Source organism: Afipia dichlorophenoxyacetatis (assembly GCF_055386385.1).
In genome coordinates this window covers 266,841-292,007 of sequence record NZ_AP029250.1, presented here as the reverse complement: position 1 = coordinate 292,007, position 25,167 = coordinate 266,841, and the positions used below count along the sequence as shown (strand labels likewise).

The following is a 25,167-nucleotide window of genomic DNA, read 5'->3' as shown; positions in this document are numbered from 1 at the left end:
TCAGCGGCCAATGATCATGGCGCGCAGGCTTTTCGGCACCACGATCGCGAGAGCGACATGGATCACCAGAAAGCCGACGATTGCAGCCATGCAGGTAAAGTGGACGTAGCGCGCGAAGTCATAGCCACCAAACAGGGCCGTGAGCCATTGCAGCTGCACCGGCTTCCAGATCGACAACCCTGACAGCACGATCAAGATACCGGCGACGATGACGCCGGCATAAAGCAGCCTCTGCACCTGGTTGTAGGTTGAGAGGTCAGCGTGTGAAAGTTTGCCGGTGAGTGCTGCTTTGGTGTCGCCAAGCACACCGCTTGGAGAAATCGGCAAAAGCTTTTTGCGGAACCGCCCGGTGATCAATCCCAGCGACAGATAGACAAGACCGTTGACCATCAGCAGCCACATCGCCGCGAAATGCCATTGCAGCGCGCCACCGAGCCAGCCACCCAGCGTGATCGAGTGGGAGAAGGTAAAATTGAACAGCGGGGACGCGTTGTAGATCTGCCAGCCGGACATGATCATCAGGACCATGGCGACGGCATTGACCCAGTGAACGATCCTCACCCAGGCGGGCTGGATCACCTTCCCAGGTGTGGCGACGTGTTCCGCTTCCGAATGGTGGGTAGCAATGCTGGACATGAGCGCTTCCGTTCCGATGAAGTCACTAACACCAACAATACGATGATATTCTAGTCTTGTTACGCTGTGGCGTCAGGAAAAAGCGTCCGGACAGCGATGAAACGCCGCAAAGCATCGTTCACGAACGCGCGAGCGGGCATCTCAGACGATGCCATCCCGAATGTGAAGGTTTCCTCTCCCGATATCGGGAGAGGAAACGAACCACATCTCGATGATGTCAGGACTTCGGCATCAGCACTGTGTCGATAACGTGAATGACACCGTTGGACTGATTCACGTCCGCAATGGTGACCGTCGATACGTCGCCTTTGGCATCGGTGAGTGTCACCTTGCCGCCAGCATTCTTCACAATGAGCTCTTCCCCCTCGACGGTCTTGAGCTTCTTGCCGTCGGTAAGGTCGGAGGCTTCCATCTTCCCCGGAACCACATGATAGGTCAGGATCTTGGTCAGCGTCGCCTTGTTCTCGGGCTTCACCAGTGTATCAACCGTTCCGGCAGGCAATTTCGAGAATGCCGCGTTGGTCGGCGCAAAGACAGTGAACGGGCCTTTGCTGGAGAGCGTATCGACCAGACCAGCAGCCTTCACCGCCGCGACAAGCGTGGTGTGGTCTTTCGAATTCACGGCATTTTCGACGATGTTCTTGGTGCGATACATCGGCGCGCCACCGACCATCACGGTCTTCTCGCCGGACAATTCGCTTTTCTTCATCATCTTGTCTTGCGCCTGAACGGGCGCAACGACACTGACCGTCATTGCAGCAAATGCGGCGGCCGATAGAAATGCGATGCGTGTTGAGCTGAGCTTGGACATCAATCGTCTCCCGGTGATTGAACATCCCGGCGAGAACCGCCGGGCGTTTGCCAGCGGCGGTGACTTTCACAAAGCACCGCGCCGCCGATATCCGAGTTACGCGGACATCCAGCGGCGCGTTTCAAAGAATAAATTTCGCAGAATCTGAAACTTTAAACCCTGCGATACGTGGAGCGCTTCCTTCGATAAAGAGAGCGCTTACAGCGTCGCCGTGAGGAAGCTTCTGTTCCATGTTGGGCTGATCAAGATTTCATTCATGCAGACATGCGATGGCATGCTCGCGACGAATGCGATGGTTTTCCCGAGATCTTCGGGCTGCAGCATCCGCGCCATGTCTTCGGCGCTCGGCGGCACCGGACGCGACTTCATGATCGGCGTCGCAACTTCGCCGGGTGACAGACAGCATGCCCGCAGCCCGTTCCGGAATTCTTCCATATTGAACGAGTGCGTCAGCGCGAGCACCGCATGCTTGGTTGCCGTATAGGCAGGACCGGTCAACTTCGAAACGTGACGCCCTGCCCACGATGCGACGTTGATGATGCAGCCATCCTTTTGCGCGCGCATCGTCGGCAGCACAGCGCGCATGCAATACATCAAACCGTTGAGATTGATGTCGACGACCTTGTCCCAGCCTTCCGTCGTCACATCATCCCAGCTCCGCTTCGGCACATTCAAGCCAGCGCTGTTGACCAAAAGATCAATGCGGCCATGCTTGGCTACGATGGCCTGAGCGACCGCATTGACGTCGTCGGCATTGCCGACATCAAGAGCCATCGCTTCGACCTTGCCTCCGGTCTTCGCGATATCCGCCGCTGCCGTGTCGATCACGTCCTTGCGGCGCCCGGAGATCACAACCGTCCAGCCTTCCGCCGCCAGCGCCTGGGCACCCGCGAGACCGATGCCGCTTCCCCCACCCGTAATCCAGGCCACGCGTTTCTTGTTATCGCTCATATTGGTCGTCTCCGTTGCCTTCCAAAGGATGGTTTTGCTAATGACGTTTCCAAACCGATCACGCCTTGTTCCGAGATGATGCATGAACACCACCGCCAACGCCAACCTGTTTTCCCGCCTGTTTGATGGCCTGACCGATCCCGGTAAGCTCGCCATCGAGACGGACGGTCGCCACATCAGCTACGGCGATTTGATCGCGCAATCGGGGCAAATGGCGAATTTCATCGTGTCGCGAGGCGTCAAGCCAGGCGATCGTGTTGCAGCGCAAACCGAAAAGTCCGTGCCTGCGCTCGTGCTGTATCTGGCATCCGTGCGCGCGGGCGCGGTCTATCTGCCGCTCAACACCGCCTACACGCTTAACGAGCTGGAATATTTTATCGGTGATGCCGAGCCGTCGCTGGTGGTGTGCGATCCATCAAAGGCCGAGGGCATTGGCGCGATTGCCGCAAAGATCAACGCCAAGGTCGATACGCTCGATGCAAACGGCAAAGGTTCGCTGACGGACGGCGCGGCGAAGGCCGGCGCCGAGTTTGCGACCGTCGCACGCTCCGGCGACGATCTCGCCGCGATTCTTTACACATCGGGCACAACGGGCCGCTCCAAGGGCGCGATGCTGACCCACGACAATCTCGCTTCGAACTCGCTGACGCTGATCGACGTCTGGCGCTTTACCGATCAGGACGTCCTGATTCACGCATTGCCGATCTATCACACGCACGGCTTGTTTGTGGCCAGCAACGTGACACTGTTCTCGCGCGCATCGATGATCTTCCTGAACAAATTCGATGCCGACCAGATCATCAAGCTGATGGCGCGCGCCACGGTGCTGATGGGCGTTCCGACGTTCTACACGCGCCTGCTGCAGAACCCGGCGCTGACCCGCGAAGCGACCAGCAATATGCGCCTGTTCATTTCGGGATCTGCACCATTGCTCGCCGACACGCACCGTGAGTGGTCGGCTCGCACCGGACACGCCGTGCTCGAGCGCTACGGTATGACCGAGACCAATATGAACACGTCAAATCCTTACGACGGCGACCGCGTGCCAGGCGCCGTGGGCTTCCCTCTGCCAGGTGTATCGGCGCGTGTCACCGATCCGGAGACCGGCAAGGAGTTGCCGCGCGATTCCATCGGCATGATCGAAGTGAAAGGCCCCAACGTGTTCAAGGGCTACTGGCGCATGCCGGAGAAAACCAAGGCGGAATTCCGAGACGATGGATTCTTCATCACCGGCGATCTCGGCAAGATCGACGAACGTGGCTACGTCCATATTCTCGGCCGCGGGAAGGACCTCGTGATTTCCGGCGGCTTCAACGTGTATCCGAAGGAAGTGGAATCCGAAATCGACGCGATGCCGGGCGTGATCGAAAGCGCGGTGATCGGCGTGCCGCATGCGGATTTCGGCGAGGGCGTCACAGCGGTCATCGTGAAAGACAAGAACTCAGCGTTGGATGAAACGGCTGTGCTCCACACGCTCGAAGGACGACTCGCCAAATTCAAGATGCCGAAGCGCGTGCTGTTCGTTGACGACCTGCCCCGCAACACCATGGGCAAGGTGCAGAAGAACGTTCTGCGCGACACCTATGTCGGGCTTTACAAGTCGTAGGCGCATTCGTGCGAACTCGGTGCCGTTGTCGCTAAAGCATACGGCGGCACGGATGTTGTTCGCTCAATATCCCGTCGTCAGACTGATGACGAAGCGCATGCTGACGGTTACCAGATAAAGGCCGAACGCGATTTCAAGCTGCCGTTTCGACATGAGGTGCGCAACCTTCACACCGAGCGGCGCCACCAGCAGGCTTGTCGGCATGACAAGGACTGCACCGATCAGCGAGATATAGCCGACCGCAAACGGCAACTGCAGCGCGGCAACTTCAGGGAATCGCGTCGCCGCCGGCCAACCGGCATAGATGTAGCCCAGCGCGCCGGGAATTGAGATCAACACTGCCAATCCCGCCGAGGTGCCGATCGCCTGATGAATCGGACGGCCATAGAGCGTCATCACCAGATTTGCGAACAGTCCGCCGCCGATACCCATCAGCGTCGAGAGCAGGCCGATGATCGCGCCATACGCCCGCATAAGAAACCCGGTTGGAAAGTCCTTCCCGAGCCGCCAGTCTTCGCGGCCAAACAGCAATCGGGCCGCCGCCGACCACGCCACGGCGACGAAGACGAACTTGAATAGCCGCTCGGGCGCGTATCTGGCGATGACGCTGCCTGCGATCACACCCACCAGAACCGGAATTGCCCAGCGCTTCAGGATGTCCATGTCGACCGAGCCGCGCGCCTGATGGGCACGCCAGGAGCGGATCGATGTGGGAATGATGATGGCAAGGGAGGTGCCGACACAGAGGGGCATCCGCACATCCAGCGGCACACCAGCTATGCGAAAACATTCATAGAGGACGGGGACCAGAACCGCCCCGCCGCCGATGCCGAAGATACCGGCCAGAAATCCGGCGGCCGCCCCGGTGCCGAGCAACAACACAGCCAATTCAAGAAGTTCGGATGAGCTAACCCCGGCGATCATGTATTTGCTGCCTGATGTTTCTAGGGAGAATTGGTCATCATTGCCCGGCTCCGAACATGAAGCCTGTCAGCGCGGTAATGGGAGCGGATGCCAGGATCAATATTGACCTGACGAGAGTGAAGGCTGGACCATCTAACGGCGCCTGCGAAACGAGGCAACCAAGCAATCCGGTCAGCGAAAACGCCAGGACAGTGACGAACGTGTCATCGTCATTTTGGCGGTCGTTACGCCCCCTCATCCAGATTGCGTGATTCATTCTCCGCTCCACCGGGTCATGGTCTGGCACGCAGCCTATACCCTTCCGCAGAACGGGATTATCCTTCCTTTCTGACAATATCTCTTGCGAATAGCGGAAGATTGCGGGAATGGACCGGTTTGCCGCCATGGCCACGTTTGTGAAGGTTGTCGAGACAGGCAGCCTGTCGGCGGCTGCTCGCGCGATTCCGACGTCTTTGACGTCCGTCAGCCGGCAGGTCACTGCGCTGGAGGAAAAACTAGGAACGCAGCTCCTCCGACGAACGACCCGAAGCCTGGTTCTCACAGAGGACGGGCGACTGCTTTATGATCGCGCCAAGACGATCCTCAGTGAGTTGGAGGACATTGAGTTCGCACTGTCCTCTGGACAGAGCGAACCGACGGGGCGCCTGCACGTCAGCGCACCGGTGCTGATCGGACGGATGCTGTTGGCTCCAAAGTTACCGGCGTTTTTGGCTCGCCACCCATCCGTTGCGATTGATCTGCTTCTGGTTGATCGCGCGATCAATCTTGTTGAGGACAACATTCATATCGCAATCAGAGTCGGCCGCTTGCCCGACTCCCAACTCGTCGCGCGCAAGTTGGCGGACGTACACATGATCCTATGCGCTGCGCCGGATTATCTTGCGCGGCGCGGGGCTCCGCAAACGCCTGCAGAACTCAGCGATCACGACTGTCTGATTTTTTCCGAAACGCCCGGTGCTGCGGACTGGCGCTTTCGATCTTCTGGTGAGCGCAAGACCGTCACCGTCTCGGGCCGGTTCTCTGCCAACAGTCTCGATGCTCTCGTCTCAGCAGCTATAAGCGGTGTCGGCATCGCGCGCGTGCCGTCATGGCAGGTCACGAATGATATCGCTTCCGGTCGACTGAAGCGCATCCTTGCCGACTACGAGCGTCCGCCCGCGCCGGTGCATATGGTTTTCCAGCATACAAAACTGTCGTCACCAAAAATTCGCGCCTTCATCGACTACCTGACTGACCAGTGGCTCGATCCAATGCCTGTGCCGCCCATGACCCTGGAAAAAGAATAACCCGGCAGAGCCTCGCGATATTTATGAATTTCGATTCATTTCACCGGGCAAACAACAGCGTCCTGGCATACCAATATCCAATATACCAGCAATATTTGCGGATGAATCAAGAAGTGACCGAAGATTCGCTACATAGTGATTTCTGCGTTGCGCTCAATCTTGTCACTTCGTAAATAGAAATCCTCTAACCCGATCCCGCATAAAAAGTCGGCACCATTTTTTCGCCGCAAACCGTCAAAGTTGCTCAATGGCTCCCAGGATCGACCGCCCTCTTTCACCATTTTTGACCTACCGCTGGACGCTGACGATGGCGATGTCCATTGTCCACCGCATCACCGGTATCGCCCTCTACGCCGGTACCGTGCTGTTGGCGTGGTGGTTGATCGCTACCGCTTCCGGCCCCGGTGCGTATGCCAATCTCCAGGCCTTCACCAGCAGCTGGATCGGCCGCATCGTCGTGTTCGGCTACACGTGGGCCCTGATCCATCACATGCTCAGCGGTATCCGCCACCTGGTCTGGGACCTCGGCTACGGCTTTGGTGCCAGCGAGCGCGAATGGCTGACCCGCGCGGCATTAATCGGGGGCATCACTCTGACGATCGTTCTGTGGATCGTCGCCTATGCGGTCGGAGGCGGACGATGAGCGCGCAAGACACCAACGGTTCCGTGAAGAAGTCGATGCGCACGCCGCTCGGCCGAGTCCGCAATCTCGGTTCCGCTCACGGCGGCACCTCGGACTTTTTCCGCCAGCGCGTGACCGCGATCGCGATGGTCCTGCTTATTGTACCGGTCATCATCGTGATTATGTCGATGCTCGGCAGAAATCAGGCCGGCGCAGCAGCGATCCTCGGTTCGCCGCTAGTGGCTGTTGTCCTGATCCTCTTCGTTATTGCCAGCGTCTGGCACATGAAAATCGGCATGCAAGTCGTGCTCGAAGACTACATCACCGACGAGAAGCTCAAGCTGGCCTTGATCATCGCCAACACGTTCTTCTCGTTCGCGGTCGGCCTCGCGTCGATCTATGCCATTCTCAAACTTTCATCTGGAGTTTAACGCATGGGCACCCAAGCCAACGGCGCTCCGGCCGCCAACGGCCAAGCCTACGCGATCGAAGATCACACTTTTGATGTCGTTGTTGTGGGCGCCGGCGGCGCTGGTCTGCGCGCCGTTGTCGGCTGCAGCGAGGCCGGCCTGCGCACGGCCTGCATCACCAAGGTGTTCCCGACTCGCTCGCACACAGTTGCTGCTCAGGGCGGCATTTCGGCCTCCCTCGGCAATATGCACAAGGACGACTGGCGCTGGCATATGTACGACACCGTGAAGGGGTCGGACTGGCTCGGCGATCAGGACTCGATCGAATACATGGTGCGCAATGCACCTGAAGCTGTCTACGAACTGGAGCACTGGGGTGTTCCGTTCTCCCGTACCGAAGACGGCAAGATCTATCAGCGCCCGTTCGGCGGCATGACCATCGATTACGGCAAGGGCCAGGCTCAACGGACCTGCGCCGCGGCCGACCGCACCGGTCACGCCATGCTGCATACGATGTATGGCCAGGCGCTGCGCCACTCGGCGGAATTCTTCATCGAATACTTCGCCATCGATCTGATCATGGACGATCAGGGCGTGTGCCGCGGTGTCATCGCGCTCAAGCTTGATGACGGTACGCTGCATCGCTTCCGCGCACAGACCACGATCCTCGCCACCGGCGGTTATGGTCGCGCCTACTTCTCCTGCACCTCGGCTCATACCTGCACCGGCGACGGCGGCGGCATGGTGCTGCGTGCGGGCCTTCCGATGCAGGATATGGAGTTCGTTCAATTCCACCCGACCGGCATCTATGGCTCAGGCTGTCTGATCACCGAAGGTGCGCGCGGCGAAGGTGGCTATCTCGTCAATTCCGAAGGCGAACGCTTCATGGAGCGCTACGCTCCTTCCGCGAAGGATCTTGCTTCGCGTGACGTGGTGTCTCGCGCCATGACTATCGAAATCCGTGAAGGCCGCGGCGTCGGTAAGAACAAGGATCACATCTATCTGCACCTGGATCACCTCGATCCGAAGGTGTTGCACGAGCGCCTGCCCGGCATCTCGGAATCGGCCAAGATTTTCGCCAACGTCGATGTCACCCGTCAGCCGATCCCGATCGTGCCGACGGTGCATTACAACATGGGCGGCATCCCGACGAACTTCCACGCCGAAGTCGTCACCAAGAAGAACGGCGACGACAATGCAATCGTGCCGGGCCTGATGGCTGTCGGCGAAGCGGCCTGCGTGTCGGTGCATGGTGCCAACCGCCTCGGCTCGAACTCGCTGATCGACCTCGTGGTGTTCGGCCGTGCCGCCGCACTGCGCTGCGCCGAAAAGCTGACGCCGAATGCGAAGCAGCCGGATTTGCCGGCGAACTCTGCCGACCTCGCTCTCAGCCGCCTTGACCACTATCGCTACTCGTCCGGCGGCACGCCGACCGCGAAGCTGCGCGATAACATGCAGCGGGTGATGCAGAACAACTGCGCGGTGTTCCGCACCGGCGAAGTTCTCAACGAAGGCAAGGATCTGATCCACAAGGTGCACGGTGGCATTAAAGACATTGCAGTGTCCGATCGTTCGCTGGTCTGGAACTCCGATCTGATCGAGACCCTCGAGTTCGACAACTTGATCGTTCAGGCCGTCGTGACCATGGACTCGGCAGCAAACCGCACTGAGAGCCGCGGCGCTCACGCCCGCGAGGACTACTCCGAGCGCGACGACAAGAACTGGATGAAGCACACGCTGTCATGGATGGACGACAAGGGAGCGTCGACTATCGATTACCGGCCGGTGCACGACTACACGATGACCAACGACGTCCAGTACATCCCGCCAAAAGCGCGTGTGTACTGATCGCCTGATTTAACGAACGCCTAAGCGAAAGTCCGAGAGATGGTTGAATTCGCACTTCCGAAGAACTCGAAGATCACCGGCGGCAAGGAGTGGCCGAAGCCAGCCGGTGCTGTGAATACGCGCGAGTTCAAGGTGTATCGCTGGAATCCGGATGACGGCAAAAATCCAAGTGTCGACACCTATCATGTCAACACCGACGATTGCGGCCCGATGGTTCTCGACGGTCTGATCTGGATCAAGAACAACATCGATCCGACGCTGACCTTCCGCCGCTCCTGCCGTGAAGGCGTTTGCGGTTCATGCGCCATGAACATCGACGGCCAGAACACGCTGGCCTGCACCAAATCGATGCACGATGTCGACGACGGCGCATTGAAGGTCAATCCGCTGCCGCACCAGCCGGTGGTGAAAGACCTTGTGCCGGATCTGACCAACTTCTACGCGCAGTATGCGTCGATCGAGCCCTGGCTCCACACCACGACGGCGACACCGCAGAAGGAGTGGAAGCAGTCTCCTGAAGATCGCAAGAAGCTCGACGGTCTTTATGAATGTATCCTCTGCGCATGCTGCTCGACATCCTGCCCGAGCTATTGGTGGAACAGCGAACGCTTCCTCGGCCCCGCTGCTCTGCTGCAGGCCGACCGATGGGTCAACGACAGCCGCGATGAAGCCACGGGCGAACGTCTCGACAATCTGGAAGATCCGTTCCGGCTCTATCGCTGCCACACCATCATGAACTGCGCCAAGGCGTGCCCGAAGGGGCTTAATCCTTCTGAGGCGATCGCCGACCTCAAGCTTAAAATGGTCGAACGGCAGGTTTGATCTTCAGGAAGAACTTGCTCGCCGCGTTGGCGATCGAGTTCCGTCACAAGCGACAACGTAGTCTTGAGGCGGTGAAATTGCTTTCACCGCCTCAAATTATTTCAGGCCTAGTTCCTCCGCTCATACGATTCCCTGCGAGACGCAACAGCGGATCGCGGCTTGGCAGCATCCCGACTCATTTGTTTCGTTCAGCGAATTTTCGTACAAGCAACCATGAGCAACGGCCTGTACGCATCCTGCGATGTCGCAGCCGCAAAAGCTGCGGATTGCGCGCGTGAGACCGGCCATCCCCGGCTCGTCATTGCCAGCACGGTCCTCGCCTCGAGTTTAGCGCTCATCGACGGATCGGTCGTGAATGTTGGCCTTCCAGCGATCGGCGCAAGCTTCAAGGCCAATGTCAGCGACCTGCAGTGGATCGTGAACGCCTATCTGCTGCCATTAAGCGCGCTGCTTCTCCTGGGCGGAGCCGCCGGCGACCGCTATGGCCGTAGACGTTTGCTGATCGCAGGCGTGGCGCTGTTCGCGCTCGCCTCACTGGCTTGCGCGCTCGCATCAAATCTCACCGCGCTATTCGTCGCGCGATTCCTACAGGGCGTCAGCGCCGCGATGCTGATGCCGAACAGCCTCGCAATACTAGGACAAAGCTTTTCCGGTGAAGCCAAAGGCCGTGCAATCGGGATTTGGGCCGCTGTCGGCGCCGCGGCCGGCGCCATCGGACCGGTTCTTGGCGGATGGCTGATCGATGTCGGCAGTTGGCGGCTGATCTTCCTGATCAATCTGCCGCTGGCAGCGGCCGCTATCGCGCTGACATACGTCTTTGTCCCTGCAGATCAAGATCGCGATTCTGAATCGTTGGATTGGATCGGCGGGCTCCTTGCAACTGCTGGGCTTGGTGTGACCACCTGGGCGCTGACGCAAGGCTCCGCATACGGCTGGTCGCTGCCTGCATTGGCAACATTGTTCGTGGGCATTCTTCTTCTGGCCGGGTTTGTGCTGTTCGAGCACCGTTGCGGCGAAGGGGCGATGCTGCCGCTCGCGTTGTTCGGATCCCCAAGCTTTGTTGGACTGACCTTGCTGACTTTCCTGCTTTATGGCGCGCTCGGCGGCGTGTTTGTGGTGGTGCCTTACGTGCTCATTACGGCCGGCGGCTACTCAGCGACCGGCGCGGGCGCCGCGCTGTTGCCGCTCCCTCTCGTGATTGCCCTCGCCTCGCCGGTCACCGGTGCGTTCTCTGCGAAGATCGGGCCACGTATGCCCCTCACCCTTGGGCCGATCATTGTCGCCCTCGGCTTTCTGCTCTTACTTCGGATGGGACAAGGCGAAAACTATTGGCAGGATGTATTCCCCGCGATGGTGATGATCGCGGTGGGGATGGCAACGAGCGTTGCGCCACTGACAACCGCAGTTCTGATGTCCGTCGATCCGCCTCACGTCGGCGCGGCATCCGGATTGAACAGCGCTGTCGCACGCAATGGCGGATTGGTCGCAACGGCGCTGATTGGATCGGTGCTGGTCATGACCGGGCCAGCGCTTCTGTCCGCGGCAAAAGGCGCCGCAATTGCAGGCGCGCTGGCGTGCGTGGCGGCATCTTTCAGTGCGTTTCTGCTGATCCCAGCGGACCATCCGCATTAGAAGCAATCTAACTGCGGCCCATCAGGATTACGTGAGCACCCGCGAATACGTCATCGTCCCTACTTACAAGCGTAGATAAGTTGTGGGCCGTTTTGGCCCTTCTTTCCCACAAATGCAGATTACCCGACCAAATGAAGAACGACACGACACTCGCATCCATCAACACCGTCCCCGACACCTACGACAAAGTTACGATCCGGCTACATTGGGCGACAGCGGCCCTCGTCTCGATCCTTTGGCTGATGGGTCGAACAATCGGCTTTATGCCGCGAGGCCCACTGCGGCTCGATATGTGGTCGGTGCATATCCTGCTCGGTGCGACGCTAGCCTGTGTATTAATCGCGCGGATTGTTTGGCGAGTGACGAACGGACGGAAACTTCCCTCTGTCGATCACAGCACACTCGAGTTGCTGGCCCGCGCCGTCCACTGGTTGCTCTATCTGCTCCTCGCTGCCGTCGTCGTGCTCGGTGTGATCAACGTGTTCACCCACGCATCGCCAATATTCAACATCTGGCGGTTTCCAAGGATGGGTGACAGCGACTTACGGAAGACGATCAACAATTGGCATGATCTCTGTGCGAATGTCATCATGGCTGTCGCGCTGCTGCATGCAATCGCAGCGCTCCTTCATCACTATGTTCTCAAGACCTCCGTCCTGCGGCGGATGTGGCCCGGCAGGCAGCAGATTCAGTAAGGACGATAAGGTTGGATTTCAGGACGCAGAAGGCCGGAGTTCGCCTCCACCTCGCTTTTCTTCTTGAATCGTGCTGCTTCCCGCGCGATGAAACCTGAATGAGCAACCAATCTCACAGCGACCAAGAACCGTTCGGCGCACACGCGCCAAACGCTATGCAACGTCTCGTCATCGCAGCCGCCCATGGTTCCGGCCTGAAGCGCGGCGCCTTCCGCCCCTGGCTGTCGCGGCTCGTCCATCTGTTGGGAGCAGGCCCTATTGACGCGACCTATCAGGGCGCATCATTCCGCCTGCATCATCTGGCGAGCGGTACAGAGCGCGGCGCGCTGTTCAACCCCGACTACAATCTTCCCGAACTCGATTTCCTCCGCGAGCACGCTCCGCAAGGAGCGACTTTCATTGATGTCGGCGCCAACGTCGGCACCTATGCCGTCGCGCTCGCAAAGCACGTCGGAGCCACAGGCCGCGTCATTGCAATCGAACCACATCCCGTCAGTAACGCGCGGCTCGCATTTAATGCAACGGCTTCGGCTTTGAAAAACCTGACCCTCGTCCGGGCTGCCGCCGGCGACATCGACGGCGAACTAATGATTGAGACCGACGGCGAGAACCTCGGCGCCAGTCACATCTCGACCACCACCGGTTTCAAAGTACCGGCACATCGCCTCCTAACAATCCTGCAAGATGCCGGAATTACGCAGGTACACGCACTCAAGATCGACGTGGAAGGTTATGAAGACCGTGTGCTGACAGGGTTCTTCCGTGATGCGCCGCAATCCCTTTGGCCGCAGGCGATCGCCATCGAGCATCTGGAACGAAAGGCATGGCTCGACGATTGCATCGCCGATATGATTTCGCGGGGCTATGCTGTCGCCGGCAAGACACGCAGCAACACGCTCTTGGTACGACGCTGACCGCTTCTAGTTCTTACAAGAGGCTCGCATGATCGACCACATCGGCTTCCCTGTTTCCGACTACGAACGCGCGAAGACTTTCTATACCAAGGCTCTCGCACCGCTTGGTTACAGCCTCATCATGGAGGTGAGCCAGGACCAGAACGATGCTCCCGCAGCAGGCTTCGGGATCAACGGCAAGCCGGATTTCTGGATCGGGGGGGAAGGCGGGCTCAACAAGCCCGTTCACATCGCCATCACGACTGACGATCGCGCCGCTGTCGATGCCTTTCACAAAGCAGCGCTTGCTGCGGGTGGACGAGATAACGGCGGACCCGGTCTACGCGCGCACTATCATGCGAACTACTACGCAGCATTCGTGTTCGATCATGACGGCCACAACATCGAGGCCGTCTGCCACGCGCCTGAATGATCTATTTGAAGATCGGCGACAGAAAGATTGCGATGTTCACAGCGAACGACGCTGCGAACACGAGTGAGCGCAACGACGGCTGATCGCTAACATACAGGCATCCGTGCACGATGCGCAGCAGGACATACGATCCGGCAAGTGCATTCACCACACCAACCGACGCCCCCTGCGTGATGGCAATGATCACAGCGGCAGCAAAGAACGGGAAGCTCTCAAACGCATTCTGATGCGCGGCATAGGCGCGGCGCTTCTGTGGCGGCAAACTGTCGACGATGTCCCGCGGATGGCGATTGTCGCCAACGAATCCCGTCTTCGCATATTTGGCCCAGACAATCGGCAGCAGCGCTGCGATCAAGACACACCAGTAAGCAAACGGCATCGACACTCCAGCTCCTTGTTCCGCAATCACTGTCACGACGTTTCGATGTCGCTGTCAACGTGGTTCCTGAGGAACATCGCATTCACCTGAACGTTAACTCCAGAATCAAAGGAGATAACGATGAGCGAATCAGATCGCGTATGGGAATTGGCAGACAAGATATCCATCGCGATGTTCGCGAGCTGGGACGGTGAGAAGCCGCATTCGCGGCCAATGAGTGCGCATGTCGCCCGCGATGAAAACGCGTTCTATTTCCTTGCCGACAAGCGACACCACAAGGACGATGACGTTAGGAAATTTCCGACAGTGTGCCTCGCCTTCGCTGACACGAGCAGCGAGAAGTATGTGTCCATCACCGGTGAAGCATCCGTTTCCAACGATCGCGCGAAGATCAAGGAGCTCTGGTCTCCATGGGCAAAAGCATGGTGGTCATCCGCGGATGATCCGAACATTTGTCTGCTCAAAGTCGAACCAACACACGCGGAATATTGGGACACGCCGGGGAAGGTCGTGAGCACAGTGAAGATGGCAGTTGCGGCAATGACGGGTTCGCGTCCCGATATGGGCGAGAACCGCAAGGTTGCGATGTGATGGTGAATATTTCGACGATGGGTGATCCGGAAGAGATTCCACCGTCTACTCCGGGACAACCAACCGAGCCGCCATCTGAAAGCCCACCCGGCAATCCACGTCCGGAAGTGCCGCCGCCAATGAATGATCCGGCGGAGCCATCGCATCCGAACGAGCTTCCCGGTCGCACGCCTGACGAGCTCCCAGTTCGTGGACCGAAGCCGCAGACCTAATCCCGCAAGTCGCGCGAGCATCGCAAGAGCTAGACAAGGAAGCACGGGTTTCGGTGAGCCGATGTCGCTATGAGCGATGTCGATTTCAGCAACGAAACTTAACGCCCATTCATTCCCGATGCAGCAATCTCGCGTTCCATGCAAAATAGTCGAATCATCGAGCAGCTTCGCCACATTGCTGCCGCCTAATCACTATCGGCTAAACATCGAGCACAAATATGCGATGCTGAGAGCGGCATCCTCCCGCACTGATTCTCCCCTCACACACAGGACAACATGAAAAACTTTCGAATGATCCTGCTGACGACGACTGCAATCGCAGCCGCGCAGATTCCACATCTTTCGGCTCATGCCGAGACGGCGTCCTCTTTCATCGTTGCACAAGCGGCAGCGCCAGCTCCCGAAGATCAAAAGGCTGCGCCGAAAGCGCCACCCAAGGCAGCGCCTCCTGCACCACCGAAGGCTGCTCCACCGCCGCCGCACGCCGCACCTCCTGCCGCCGCACCAAAAGCGCCGCCCGCACCTCCTGCTCATCCAACTGCGCCGCCTCCGCCAGCTGCGCCGAAAGCCGCGCCTCCGGCACCGCCCGCACCGCCGCATGCTGCTCCACCACCGGCTGCTCCCAAAGCTGCCCCAACGCCACCTCCTGCGGCGCCCAAGGCCGCGCCCGCGCCTGAGGCTCCAAAAGCAGCTCCTCCACCGCCGCCCCAGGCACCAAAGGCAGCACCTTCGACAAGCGCGCCGCCGGCCGCAGCCCCTCACCCAACTCCGGGTCCCGCCGAGAAGGCAGCACCGCAGTTTCAACGGCAGCAGGCTCCGAATGCAGCGCCTGTCGCCCCCGGCGTGCGCGATGTCACGCCTCAACGCGCCCCCGAGACCGCGCCGAATGGACGGCCGGCGACGCCTCCGGCTGCCGCACCGACACCTGCTCCGGGCCAGCCCGGTGCACGTCCCTCTGCGGCGCCTGCGCCAGGCGCAGCTCCGCAAGCTCCAGCCACCGCACCTGCACCGGGTCAACAACCTGCGCCCGGCCAACCCGGAGAACGTCGCACGCAGCGCTTCGCGCCGCCGCCCGGCATGCCGGCAGGCACACCAGCTGCGCCAGCTGCAGCGCCGGTAGCAGCACCGTTGCCGCCAGCACCTGCGGTTCAGGCCGCTCCCATCCCGGTACAACAGCCTGGTATGCGCCCTGTTGGACGGATGGATGATTTCCGCAGCCAGCGCCAGCAATCGACGGTCGGCGGACGCACGGTCATCACCGAACCGGGCCGCGTGATCGTTCAGGATCCCAACGGGCAATCCTTCGTCCGGCACAATGATGTCGACCGCTTCCGGTACGGCGCGCGTGACGTCCGCGTGACCCGCCAGGGCAACGACATGCAAACCATTGTGGTTCGCCCGGACGGCTCGCAGATCATCACGGTCAACGATCCCGATGGTGGATTGCTTCGCCGCATCCGGCGTGGTCCGGACGGGCGCGAGGTGATCATCATCGACAACCGGCCTCGCGGTCCACGCGGCATCGGCGGCTTCTTCGTGGCGCTACCGCCGCCGGTACTTCGCATCCCGCAGGATCGCTATATCGTCGAAGCCGAAGGCGCGCCGCCTGAGCTGATCTACGACACGCTGATCGCGCCACCGGTGGACCGCATCGAGCGGGCATACTCGCTCGACGAAATCCGCTACAGCCCGTCGGTCCGTCAGCGCATGCCGAGTATCGATCTCGACACCATCAACTTCGAGACTGGATCATGGGACATTCCGCCCGATCAGGCAGCGAAGCTGCAAGCGATCGCGGACGGACTCAATCGTGCGATCCAGCGCAATCCGCGCGCGGTATTCCTGATCGAAGGACATACCGACGCGGTCGGCAGCGACATCGACAATCTGTCGCTGTCAGATCGACGCGCCGAGTCCGCTGCAACGTTGCTGACCCAGCAATTCGGTGTGCCTGCGGAAAATCTCACCTCGCAGGGCTACGGCGAGCAGTACTTAAAGGAGCAGACGGACGGTCCGAGCCGTATCAACCGGCGCGTCACCATCCGTAACATCACGCCTTTGCTGAATGGTGGGCAGGCATCACTGCCGCCGCCTCCTCCGGGCACCGCACCGCCACGCTGATCAACCATTCAAGAAATCAAAATGGCCGGGGACAATCCCGGCCATTTTTTGTGGTCAAGCGCTGAGCGCGCGTGGCGGCAGGCAGGCCTCGCAGATCGCTGCGACATGGCGGTGATCCGTGCCGCAGCAACCGCCGAGAATCCGCATTGTCGGAATTGACCGCCGCAGGTCATTGTAGCGGCGCCCGAGATCAACCGGATCGCCGGCATCGAGTGTCTCGGATTCATCAAGTTCCGCGTGGCTCTTCGTTGATGCATTAGCCTTGACACCATGTATCCGCGACAACCAGGACTCACCCGTCTTAAGAGCGCTTTCGAAATGCATCGGATGCGCACAATTGATCATGTAGTAGGCGGGATAGCTGCCCGTCTCGGCATCTGTTGTTTCAACAGCCTCACGCAAGGTCGAGCCTGTGGCAAGACGGCCATCTGTCTCAACCGTAAAAGAGATCGCACATGGAATATCGCACGCTTTCGCGGCGCGCACGATGCCGATCGCTTCATCCACATTGTTCATCGTGTAGGCCGTGACGATATCGGCACCGGCCGTCTCAAACGCCTCGATCTGGGGCCGGTGATAATCTTCTGCCTCACGCGCATCCATGCGGCCGGCCTTGTAGCCGTCACCACGCGGACCAACCGCGCCGCTGATCACGCAAGGCGTATCGCTCGTTTCCCATTTGTCGCGCAGACGCTCCAACATCGCGACCGCCGCGGTGTTGATCGCCCTCAGTCCTTGCGAGTCATAGTCGAGCTTGCCGCCCCAGTCAGCATTGGCGCGCCACGTTGCCGTATCCAGCACGAAGCCCACCCGATGATCCCGCGCGATGGCGAGATAGTTTTCGTAGTAGTCGACCAGATGCTTTCTGCCGTCTGGCGTGTCGAGCAGAACGAATGATGCGAAGTGAGGCAGGTCGATCCCGTGATGGAAAATCAGCGTTGTTTCCATGCCGCCATCGCTGAGGAACGTCATGCTTTCCATCTGCGGCAGGCTGTGGCGGTATTTGGCCATGGAAGCTCTCCGAGCGCTGATCCGCTTCTATGTTGGATGGACAATGTTTTCGGCTAGCCGAGAGAGGTGCCGCATGTTGTCGCGGGCTGACTGAAAGCTGATAGTTCCACAGCCCCACTTGAGCGAAAGAAGCGCTACGGTGTTTGCGGTGCAAGGCCCAGCGCGTCCGCCATGATGCGGAAGACATCCGTATTATCCAGCGAACCGTGCACCCGCTCACTGCCCGGTCCCATCGCAGTCAGAATCACATCTTCGCCGGAATGCACGCTCGCCCCCATCATCGCCGGGAGGTTGCCGAGCCGAAGCGCCGCTCCCGGGACGCTCTTGTACTTCTCGTTGGCTTTGTAGGTATTCGGGGCGTCACCCTTCTCGGTCGGCTCGTTCGGACTGTCGAGTTTCGGCCGCAAGGTCTCGTAGTGATCCGGGAGGCTTGCGGAAAAGATCGCGAGCCGCCGGCTGACATCCACTTTTGATGGATAACCATCCTCGTCGGGCGCTGGATAGTTCGGGAAGCCGGCCTTCTCATAGACGCCGATACGTTCGCGTAACGGCTTGTCGGATGCCGCCGCCATATCGTCGTTGATCGTCCCAACAAGACTATTGGGATGATTGTGATCGGACGTCACAAGGATCAAAGTCTCGTCGCCGTTCTTCTTGGCCCAGTCACGCGCCAGCCGGACGGCGTTGTCGAGCATGATGGTGTCGTAGACCGAGCGTTCCATATCGAGCGCGTGGGCATATTTGTCGATAAGGCCGGACTCCACCATCAGGAAGAAGCCAGCCTCGTTACGCGACAGAATAGTCAACGCGGCCTGCACCTGTTCGGTCAAATCAGGCTGCTCCGGAAATTTCGCAACGCTGCCACCTTTTAAGAACTTTCGATCCAACACGCCGTCCATGTTGCCGGGCGCAAACAGGCCCAGCAGTTTGCGCGTGTCGGATTTCGCAGCCACTGCGCTGAGCTCACCTGCCGTCGCCGCCATAGCGTAACCAACATCGCGAAAACGTGCGACGTAATCAACATCGTCCTTGCGCTTCGACGCCGCGCCCGCGCTCTGCGGCAGAAAATTCGCGCGGCCACCGCCCATCAGCACGTCCGGTTTCGCCGCGAAATACTGCTCAACGATCTCGTTGTAAGCAGCGCGGCGACGCGTATGCACCAACATCGCCGCAGGCGTCGCATCCTCGATCTCGGTGTTGGTGACAATCCCGATTGCAAGATCACGCTGCCGTCTCGCGAGGCTGGTGATGGTCTCAACCTTCGGATCATCGAACGGATTGGCAGTGCGGTCGGCATAAACGCCCATAGCGTTGACCGCAGACTTGTGACCCGTGGCGTAGGCACTCGCAGAATTCGCTGAATCGGTGATGATGGAATCCGAGCCCGCGGTCGCCACCAGCGCCATATGCGGCATGTCGTCCATGGCGAGTTTGCCGAGGCTCTTGCCTTCCGCGATTCCCTTGGACAACAGACGCGCGGCGACGCGATGCGCGGGCGACATTCCATCACCGATGAACAGGATCACATTCTTCGCCTTGCGCAGTCCCGTGCCGTAAACGTTCCACGACACGGCGCGGCTGCGTTCGCCGTCACTGACTTCGATGATGTAGCGACCGGGCTTTGACAGAGAAACATCGCGCAGGATCAACGCCGACTGATCCTTGTCGTCCTCACGCGCGACATAAGCCGCGGACCGGCCGAACGCCGCAGCGTGATCTTCGCCGTTGATCAGAACCTTGATCTTGTCGGCCTCAACGCGATCCGGAAACTCGACCTTGAAGTCGAAACGCGCGCCGGAAAGAATTTCGGCGCGGTCGATCGGGTAGATCGTTTGCGCCCATGCGGACGATGCTGAAAGGAAGGCCACGACGGCAATAGCCGCTATTGGCTTGGACATTATCGACATCCCGGATTGCACAGAGCGGGTAACGCTGTTTACCCGCAGTACAAACCTATAGCATTCGACTATCCCGCCGAGATGACTCCCGTCTCATCCACGACTGCATCACCATGTCGCAGATATCACTGCCTGCAATGGCGACTATTGAATCAAGTCCGCTTGATCTCAGCGGGCGGGATCAGGTTCACTTTTCCGCCGACATCGCCTTTCATGCGCAACCAGAAACCGCGCTGCAAATAACTTTCAATCTGATCTTCTCTGGCTGAAAGCTGGTTCTTGGCGTGATGCTTCACGTCGCCCAAGGCAGGATCTGCCACACGGTAAAGCCCGTTGGGATACAGATGAGGAGAGAAGATTTCGCCGTCCGGCGCTACGTGTTCCCATGCCATGTGGAGTCCCATTTCATGAGTTCGTCTCTCCCGACACGCGGTGCCAGGAGAGGAATTGTGTCAACAGCAGTCCAGGATACTTACAATCCCAGCTTCTTCTTGCGCTGTCCGAGCGTACGCAGGCGCAGCGCATTGAGCTTGATGAAGCCGGCGGCATCGCGGTGATCGTAAGCCACGGCACCTTCCTCGAAGGTGACGAGGTCCTGATCGTAGAGCGAATACGGGCTATCACGGCCAATGAGAATGACGTTGCCCTTGTAGAGCTTGAGCCGAACCTGACCGGTGACGAGCTGCTGGCTGTGGTCGATCGCGGCCTGCAGCATCTCGCGCTCGGGTGAGAACCAGAAGCCGTTGTAGATCAGCTCGGCATATTTCGGCATGAGCTCATCTTTCAGATGCCCTGCGCCGCGATCGAGCGTGATCTGCTCGATGCCGCGATGAGCCTGCAGCAGGATAGTGCCGCCTGGCGTTTCATACATGCCGCGCGACTTCATGCCGACGAAACGATTCTCTACGAGATCGAGACGGCCGATGCCGTTGGCCTTGCCGAGCTCGTTGAGCTTCGCCAGCAAGGTGGCAGGCGACATCTTCTTGCCGTCGATGGCGACCGGATCGCCCTTCTCGAAATCGATGGAGATGACGGTGGGCGTATCAGGTGCCGACTGCGGATCGATGGTACGCGAATAGACGTAGTCAGGCACTTCCTGCGCAGGATCTTCCAGCACCTTGCCCTCGGACGACGCATGCAGGAGGTTCGCGTCCACCGAGAACGGCGCTTCGCCGCGCTTGTCCTTTGCGATTGGAATCTGGTTCTGCTCAGCAAACGCGATCAGCTGTTCTCGCGACCGCAGATCCCATTCACGCCATGGCGCGATGATGGTGATATCCGGCTTCAAGGCGTAATAGCCAAGCTCAAAGCGAACCTGATCGTTGCCCTTGCCTGTCGCGCCATGAGAAACGGCATCGGCGCCGGTCTTTTCCGCGATCTCGATCTGCTTCTTGGCGATCAAAGGACGGGCGATCGAGGTGCCGAGCAGGTACTGCCCCTCATACACCGCGTTGGCACGGAACATCGGGAAGACGTAATCGCGAACGAATTCCTCGCGCAAGTCTTCGATGAAGATGTTTTCCGGCTTGATGCCGAGCAGCAGCGCCTTCTGACGTGCCGGCTCGAGTTCCTCGCCTTGGCCGAGGTCCGCGGTGAAGGTGACGACCTCGCAGCCGTAGGTGGTCTGCAGCCATTTCAGAATGATCGAGGTGTCCAACCCGCCCGAATAGGCGAGCACGACCTTCTTCACATTTTTACTCATGAAAATCCTATGGAATTTGCGGCAAACGGCCTAGTGCGGTGGATCTGATACGAATTTCAGAACCCGGACACTAGCGAATTTGGCCGGACTATATGCGGAACGCCCTCTGACGCAAGATCAGAGAGCCGCGCGGGTGCTATCCGATGGGACCTGCCCATTGTTCGGGGCATCCGTTCCGGGGCGAATGCGGGGCGCGTCGCCAATGTCCCGTCCCAGCAGTTTTTGCCGCCAGCGGTAGCCAGGCCACGCCAAGCGCGTCAGCCAGATATCGATGCCGTAATCCGTCAGCCGGGTGGACGGCCAGCGATAGATCAAGGCATAAGCGAGCCAGACCACAAGAAACGAGACAATCCCCGAGAACAGCACATCGGTGGCGAAGTGGCCGCCGAATGCCATCCGCAGGCCTCCTGTCGCAAGGCCGAATGCTGTTGCAGCAACATAAGCCGCTGGCCGCCACGCCGGCGGGGTCAGCGCGGCAGGTGCGTAAGTCCAGAATGCAGTCGCGCCTTCACCGGAGAAGAAAGAGCAGTTCTTCGGGCATTTGCCGCGTGGATCCCACCACGGCACGAAATCCAGTTTGCCGTCGAACTGCGTGACGACAACGGGACGTGGTCGGCCCCAATAGCCCTTGAATACAATGTTCGACAGCACGATCGCCGAAAGCAGCATTGTCACGAGCAGAAACACCATCGCGCGGCCGGACATCATCAGCGGCTTGACTGGCCGGAGCAACTTCACGACGAAGGTGATCAACGCCGGCAGCACGAAGGCCCATGCCACCCACATCGCGCCATCTCGCGCAATGGCCGCCCATGTGCTTGCTTTTAAGGGGAATGTTTTCGTCGCTGCATCAAAGAACAGCGCGGCAATCTTGATGTCGAGCTCGGGATAGAGTCCGAACAGCAATCCGACGACAAGCGTCAGCCCCAGTGCAATGAAAAGACCAGTCCTGTTCATGGGTGCTGTCTAGCCGAGACGACACATGATGGAAAGCGGCATCAAATCGTGGAATTTGGCGAAGGGTTAAGATTGCCGCCGCGCTGGAACCGATGCCGTGCGCCACGCGCCGGCGTTACGTCCCGCAATCATCCAATAAACCACGCCACCGAGAATGCCGGAGCCCACCATCACTTCGAGATGGCGGCGGATGATGCCCTCAAACGTCATGGTAACGGTATCGAACGGAATGAACGCGAGATAGCAGCACAAGCCCGCGACGCCGCCTGCAACCGCATAAGCGAGGATGTGCCGGATCGAAAACGCTTCGGTGATCAGGACGGCAATCAGCGCCGGCAGCAATGCAAAGCCACTCAGAAGAATAAAGCCGAAGCCGAGGACGAGATTCACAGCGCCGCTGTCGACTTCAAGCGACTGCATGTCCATTTCAGGAAACAGCAGCATATATACGATGACGGCTCCTGCAACGAAACACGCCGCCAGGAAGCCGAAGAAAATCGCGAACAGCCGGCCGATCAGCGCCATCGCGGATCAATCCGTCATCGCCATGGCACGCAGCGCCTGGCGTTCGCGTGCCGAGAGCTTTTCGGTTTCCGACTTCAACTGCCCGCAAGCCGCGAGAATATCGCGACCACGCGGCGTACGCACCGGCGACGAATATCCGGCATTGAAGACATATTCAGAGAACTTCTCGATCTGCTCCCAGTCCGAACATTCATACTTGCTGCCGGGCCATGGATTGAACGGAATGAGATTGATTTTGGCCGGAATGCCCTTGAGCAATTTCACCAACAGCCTGGCGTCATCGAGTGAATCGTTGACGCCCTTCAGCATCACATACTCAAACGTGATTCGCCGCGCGTTTGACGAGCCGGGATAAGCCCGGCAGGCATCGAGCAGTTCAGCGATCGGATACTTGCGATTGAGCGGCACCAGTTCATTGCGCAGATCGTCGCGGACAGCATGCAGCGAGATCGCCAGCATTACGCCAGTCTCCTCGCCCATGCGGGCGATGTTCGGCACCACGCCGGATGTCGACAACGTGATCCGCCGCCGTGAGATGCCGATGCCCTCATTGTCCGACATGATCAGCAGCGCATCGCGCACCGCATCGAAATTGTAGAGCGGCTCACCCATGCCCATCATCACCACATTGGTGACGAGGCGATTGCCGTTCGGCGTCTCGCGATCGATCCAGTCATTGAGACGATCGCGCGCGACCATCACCTGCCCGACAATCTCGCCCGCGGTGAGGTTGCGCACCAGACGCTGCGTGCCGGTGTGACAGAACGAACAGTTCAACGTGCAGCCGACCTGTGACGACACACACAGCGTGCCGCGATCCGTCTCGGGAATGTAGACGCATTCGACCTCATGCGGCCGCTCGGACGAATGACCGCTCGGCAGCCGCAGCAGCCACTTGCGCGTGCCATCATTGGAGATCTGCTCGGCGACAACTTCAGGGCGCGCTACCGTAAAATGCTTTTCGAGCTCCGCACGCATGTCTTTCGAGACGTTCGTCATCTCGTCGAACGTTTCCGCACCACGCACATACATCCAGTGCCAGAGCTGCTGCGCGCGCATCTTGCGCTGCTTCTCAGAGACGCCGACGCTTCCGAGCTTTTCGGCCAGTTCGGCGCGCGACAAGCCGATCAGTGACGGCTGCTCCGGCGGCACATAGGCTTCGAGCGCTGTCTTTTCCAAGGGAACCCCGCGCGCCAATACAGGCGCGCGCGCAGCCTCGGGTGAAGAAGTGGTCATGGCGGTTAATCCGGTGAGCGCTTTAAATACTGATGCCGCTCTATAACATCAACCGCCGTTCTAAAGCTTTAATTTTTCAGAGCTTTTTGGTCCGGGTCGGGAATGCCCCTATCGCCGGCACTCCTGCGCCAGCTTGTCGAGCGCCTGGGAGAGGCCCTTCAGCGGGAAAACATCGATGGTCTCGGTGCCCTTGGACGAGACACCTTTGACGGTGGCATCCGCGCCCTTGCGCAGCGCATCCACCATGCGGTCTTCCTCGGCGGCGTTCTTGATCCAGAGACCGTCACCCTGGCTGTACATCGCGTAGCGCGCGCTGCCGATCTCGAGCGTTCCTTCCGAGCCCGGCTTCAATTGATAGCCGATCATGATCGAAACTTCGTTCGTGACCTTTTCTGCGGGACGAGTCGAAATGAACGCATACGCTGCATCGCGCGGCCGATTCGGCGGATTGGTCTTCGAGGATGCAGGCTTCGCCAACGCGAAACAAACCTTCTTGCCATTTGGCGTTGCAGTGTAAGCACCCCATGTGCCGAACTGTCCGACCAGTGATGGCTCCGCGCCACCCACCGTCGGTACAGCGGCAGGCTTTGCCGGCGCAGCACCTGACTTTGCCGCAGGAGCTTTCGACTTCGCAGACCCCGCCTTCGATGTCGTCTGTGATTGTGCAAGACCAGAGAAGCCGCACACGAGCAAGCCGGTCATCAGCACGGCTAACACTTGCCGCATCGGTATTCGCAGACCTCGCATTGCTAGCCCTCGCTCCATGATCCCGTCTCGAACGTGCCCTTTGCCGGTGAAGATTCCATTTATGAAATAAACAGGAAATCTCTTTTTGGAAAGGCGGTTGCGGGGCCACAAGGTTACGCGCAATGTACGGGAGAAGCGAATTGAATTGTGGACCGGCCTCAAATCCGCCATGAACAATTCCTCGCGCATCTTCTTCTCGACTCCGGTTGGCCTCCATTC

Annotated in this window: 27 protein-coding genes; 13 read left to right on the top strand and 14 right to left on the bottom strand. The window is 59.3% G+C overall.

Annotated features, from left to right (window positions below; translation table 11 throughout):
• The 3 genes from ACZ5C3_RS01385 to ACZ5C3_RS01375 all read right to left on the bottom strand — a co-directional run bounded on the left by ACZ5C3_RS01385 (position 1) and on the right by ACZ5C3_RS01375 (position 2,398).
• Positions 1–636 (bottom strand): cytochrome b/b6 domain-containing protein, encoded by a 636-nt coding sequence (locus ACZ5C3_RS01385; RefSeq protein ID WP_464034696.1) that lies wholly within the window; start codon positions 634–636, stop codon positions 1–3.
• Between the two features lie 217 nt (positions 637–853).
• Complete coding sequence (locus tag ACZ5C3_RS01380; protein WP_464034695.1) at positions 854–1,447, bottom strand: fasciclin domain-containing protein; 594 nt, start codon at positions 1,445–1,447, stop codon at positions 854–856.
• Positions 1,448–1,645: 198 nt separating this feature from the next.
• Positions 1,646–2,398, bottom strand: a complete 753-nt coding sequence (locus ACZ5C3_RS01375) for an SDR family oxidoreductase (protein ID WP_464044451.1) — start codon at positions 2,396–2,398, stop codon at positions 1,646–1,648.
• Positions 2,399–2,480: 82 nt separating this feature from the next.
• Between ACZ5C3_RS01375 and ACZ5C3_RS01370 the strand changes: the two genes are divergently transcribed.
• Complete coding sequence (locus ACZ5C3_RS01370; protein WP_464044450.1) at positions 2,481–4,004, top strand: malonate--CoA ligase; 1,524 nt, start codon at positions 2,481–2,483, stop codon at positions 4,002–4,004.
• Between the two features lie 63 nt (positions 4,005–4,067).
• Here the strand turns inward: ACZ5C3_RS01370 and ACZ5C3_RS01365 are convergent, their stop codons facing one another.
• Positions 4,068–4,928, bottom strand: a complete 861-nt coding sequence (locus ACZ5C3_RS01365; RefSeq protein WP_464034693.1) for a sulfite exporter TauE/SafE family protein — start codon at positions 4,926–4,928, stop codon at positions 4,068–4,070.
• A gap of 37 nt (positions 4,929–4,965) precedes the next feature.
• Positions 4,966–5,184 (bottom strand): hypothetical protein, encoded by a 219-nt coding sequence (locus ACZ5C3_RS01360; RefSeq protein ID WP_464034692.1) that lies wholly within the window; start codon positions 5,182–5,184, stop codon positions 4,966–4,968.
• 109 nt (positions 5,185–5,293) lie between these two features.
• Here ACZ5C3_RS01360 and ACZ5C3_RS01355 point away from each other — a divergent pair, with 109 nt between their 5' ends.
• From ACZ5C3_RS01355 to ACZ5C3_RS01315, 9 genes are all read left to right on the top strand, one after another.
• Complete coding sequence (locus ACZ5C3_RS01355; protein ID WP_464034691.1) at positions 5,294–6,214, top strand: LysR family transcriptional regulator; 921 nt, start codon at positions 5,294–5,296, stop codon at positions 6,212–6,214.
• 247 nt (positions 6,215–6,461) lie between these two features.
• A complete protein-coding gene (sdhC, locus tag ACZ5C3_RS01350; RefSeq protein WP_464034690.1) occupies positions 6,462–6,857 on the top strand; it encodes a succinate dehydrogenase, cytochrome b556 subunit in 396 nt (131 codons plus the stop codon).
• Positions 6,854–7,267 carry a succinate dehydrogenase, hydrophobic membrane anchor protein gene (sdhD, locus tag ACZ5C3_RS01345; RefSeq protein ID WP_464034688.1) on the top strand — a complete coding sequence of 138 codons (414 nt, stop codon included), beginning with the start codon at positions 6,854–6,856 and terminating at the stop codon, positions 7,265–7,267. Before sdhC ends, sdhD begins: the two co-directional genes overlap by 4 nt.
• A gap of 3 nt (positions 7,268–7,270) precedes the next feature.
• Positions 7,271–9,094: a succinate dehydrogenase flavoprotein subunit gene (gene sdhA, locus ACZ5C3_RS01340; RefSeq protein WP_464034687.1), complete on the top strand. Its 1,824-nt coding sequence runs from the start codon at positions 7,271–7,273 to the stop codon at positions 9,092–9,094.
• A 39-nt stretch (positions 9,095–9,133) separates the two neighbouring features.
• Complete coding sequence (locus tag ACZ5C3_RS01335) at positions 9,134–9,916, top strand: succinate dehydrogenase iron-sulfur subunit (RefSeq protein WP_464034685.1); 783 nt, start codon at positions 9,134–9,136, stop codon at positions 9,914–9,916.
• A gap of 213 nt (positions 9,917–10,129) precedes the next feature.
• Positions 10,130–11,548, top strand: a complete 1,419-nt coding sequence (locus ACZ5C3_RS01330; RefSeq protein ID WP_464034684.1) for an MFS transporter — start codon at positions 10,130–10,132, stop codon at positions 11,546–11,548.
• A gap of 131 nt (positions 11,549–11,679) precedes the next feature.
• On the top strand, positions 11,680–12,243 hold the full coding sequence (locus ACZ5C3_RS01325; protein WP_464034683.1) for a cytochrome b: 564 nt from the start codon (positions 11,680–11,682) through the stop codon (positions 12,241–12,243).
• Between the two features lie 98 nt (positions 12,244–12,341).
• A complete protein-coding gene (locus ACZ5C3_RS01320; protein WP_464034681.1) occupies positions 12,342–13,157 on the top strand; it encodes an FkbM family methyltransferase in 816 nt (271 codons plus the stop codon).
• Between the two features lie 28 nt (positions 13,158–13,185).
• Complete coding sequence (locus ACZ5C3_RS01315) at positions 13,186–13,569, top strand: VOC family protein (RefSeq protein ID WP_464044449.1); 384 nt, start codon at positions 13,186–13,188, stop codon at positions 13,567–13,569.
• A 1-nt stretch (position 13,570) separates the two neighbouring features.
• On the opposite strand, the gene ACZ5C3_RS01310 is transcribed toward ACZ5C3_RS01315, so the two are convergent.
• Positions 13,571–13,948 (bottom strand): MAPEG family protein, encoded by a 378-nt coding sequence (locus tag ACZ5C3_RS01310; protein ID WP_464038466.1) that lies wholly within the window; start codon positions 13,946–13,948, stop codon positions 13,571–13,573.
• Positions 13,949–14,068: 120 nt separating this feature from the next.
• On the opposite strand from ACZ5C3_RS01310, the gene ACZ5C3_RS01305 reads away from it, so the two are divergent.
• The 3 genes from ACZ5C3_RS01305 (at position 14,069) to ACZ5C3_RS01295 (ending at position 16,872) form a co-directional block, all read left to right on the top strand.
• Positions 14,069–14,539: a pyridoxamine 5'-phosphate oxidase family protein gene (locus tag ACZ5C3_RS01305; protein WP_464044448.1), complete on the top strand. Its 471-nt coding sequence runs from the start codon at positions 14,069–14,071 to the stop codon at positions 14,537–14,539.
• Positions 14,539–14,751 carry a hypothetical protein gene (locus ACZ5C3_RS01300; protein ID WP_464034679.1) on the top strand — a complete coding sequence of 71 codons (213 nt, stop codon included), beginning with the start codon at positions 14,539–14,541 and terminating at the stop codon, positions 14,749–14,751. The genes ACZ5C3_RS01305 and ACZ5C3_RS01300 overlap by 1 nt, the downstream gene beginning before the upstream one ends.
• Positions 14,752–15,027: 276 nt before the next feature.
• A complete protein-coding gene (locus ACZ5C3_RS01295) occupies positions 15,028–16,872 on the top strand; it encodes an OmpA family protein (protein ID WP_464044447.1) in 1,845 nt (614 codons plus the stop codon).
• Positions 16,873–16,926: 54 nt separating this feature from the next.
• Here the strand turns inward: ACZ5C3_RS01295 and ACZ5C3_RS01290 are convergent, their stop codons facing one another.
• The 8 genes from ACZ5C3_RS01290 to ACZ5C3_RS01255 form a co-directional block, all read right to left on the bottom strand.
• Complete coding sequence (locus tag ACZ5C3_RS01290) at positions 16,927–17,883, bottom strand: homocysteine S-methyltransferase family protein (RefSeq protein WP_464034673.1); 957 nt, start codon at positions 17,881–17,883, stop codon at positions 16,927–16,929.
• Positions 17,884–18,017: 134 nt separating this feature from the next.
• Positions 18,018–19,781, bottom strand: coding sequence for an alkaline phosphatase (locus ACZ5C3_RS01285; protein ID WP_464034672.1), 1,764 nt, complete (start codon positions 19,779–19,781; stop codon positions 18,018–18,020).
• Between the two features lie 152 nt (positions 19,782–19,933).
• Positions 19,934–20,173, bottom strand: a complete 240-nt coding sequence (locus ACZ5C3_RS01280) for a hypothetical protein (RefSeq protein ID WP_464034670.1) — start codon at positions 20,171–20,173, stop codon at positions 19,934–19,936.
• An 80-nt stretch (positions 20,174–20,253) separates the two neighbouring features.
• Complete coding sequence (locus tag ACZ5C3_RS01275) at positions 20,254–21,483, bottom strand: argininosuccinate synthase (RefSeq protein ID WP_464034669.1); 1,230 nt, start codon at positions 21,481–21,483, stop codon at positions 20,254–20,256.
• 117 nt (positions 21,484–21,600) lie between these two features.
• A complete protein-coding gene (locus ACZ5C3_RS01270; protein WP_464034667.1) occupies positions 21,601–22,440 on the bottom strand; it encodes a phosphatase PAP2 family protein in 840 nt (279 codons plus the stop codon).
• 66 nt (positions 22,441–22,506) lie between these two features.
• The gene (locus tag ACZ5C3_RS01265; protein ID WP_464034665.1) at positions 22,507–22,965 is read right to left on the bottom strand and encodes a hypothetical protein; all 459 of its coding nucleotides are present in this window, start codon (positions 22,963–22,965) and stop codon (positions 22,507–22,509) included.
• 6 nt (positions 22,966–22,971) lie between these two features.
• On the bottom strand, positions 22,972–24,201 hold the full coding sequence (rlmN, locus tag ACZ5C3_RS01260; RefSeq protein ID WP_464034663.1) for a dual-specificity RNA methyltransferase RlmN: 1,230 nt from the start codon (positions 24,199–24,201) through the stop codon (positions 22,972–22,974).
• 108 nt (positions 24,202–24,309) lie between these two features.
• Entirely contained in the window at positions 24,310–24,927 is a 618-nt protein-coding gene (locus ACZ5C3_RS01255; RefSeq protein WP_464034661.1) for an invasion associated locus B family protein, read from the bottom strand.
• Positions 24,928–25,167 lie beyond the last annotated feature (240 nt).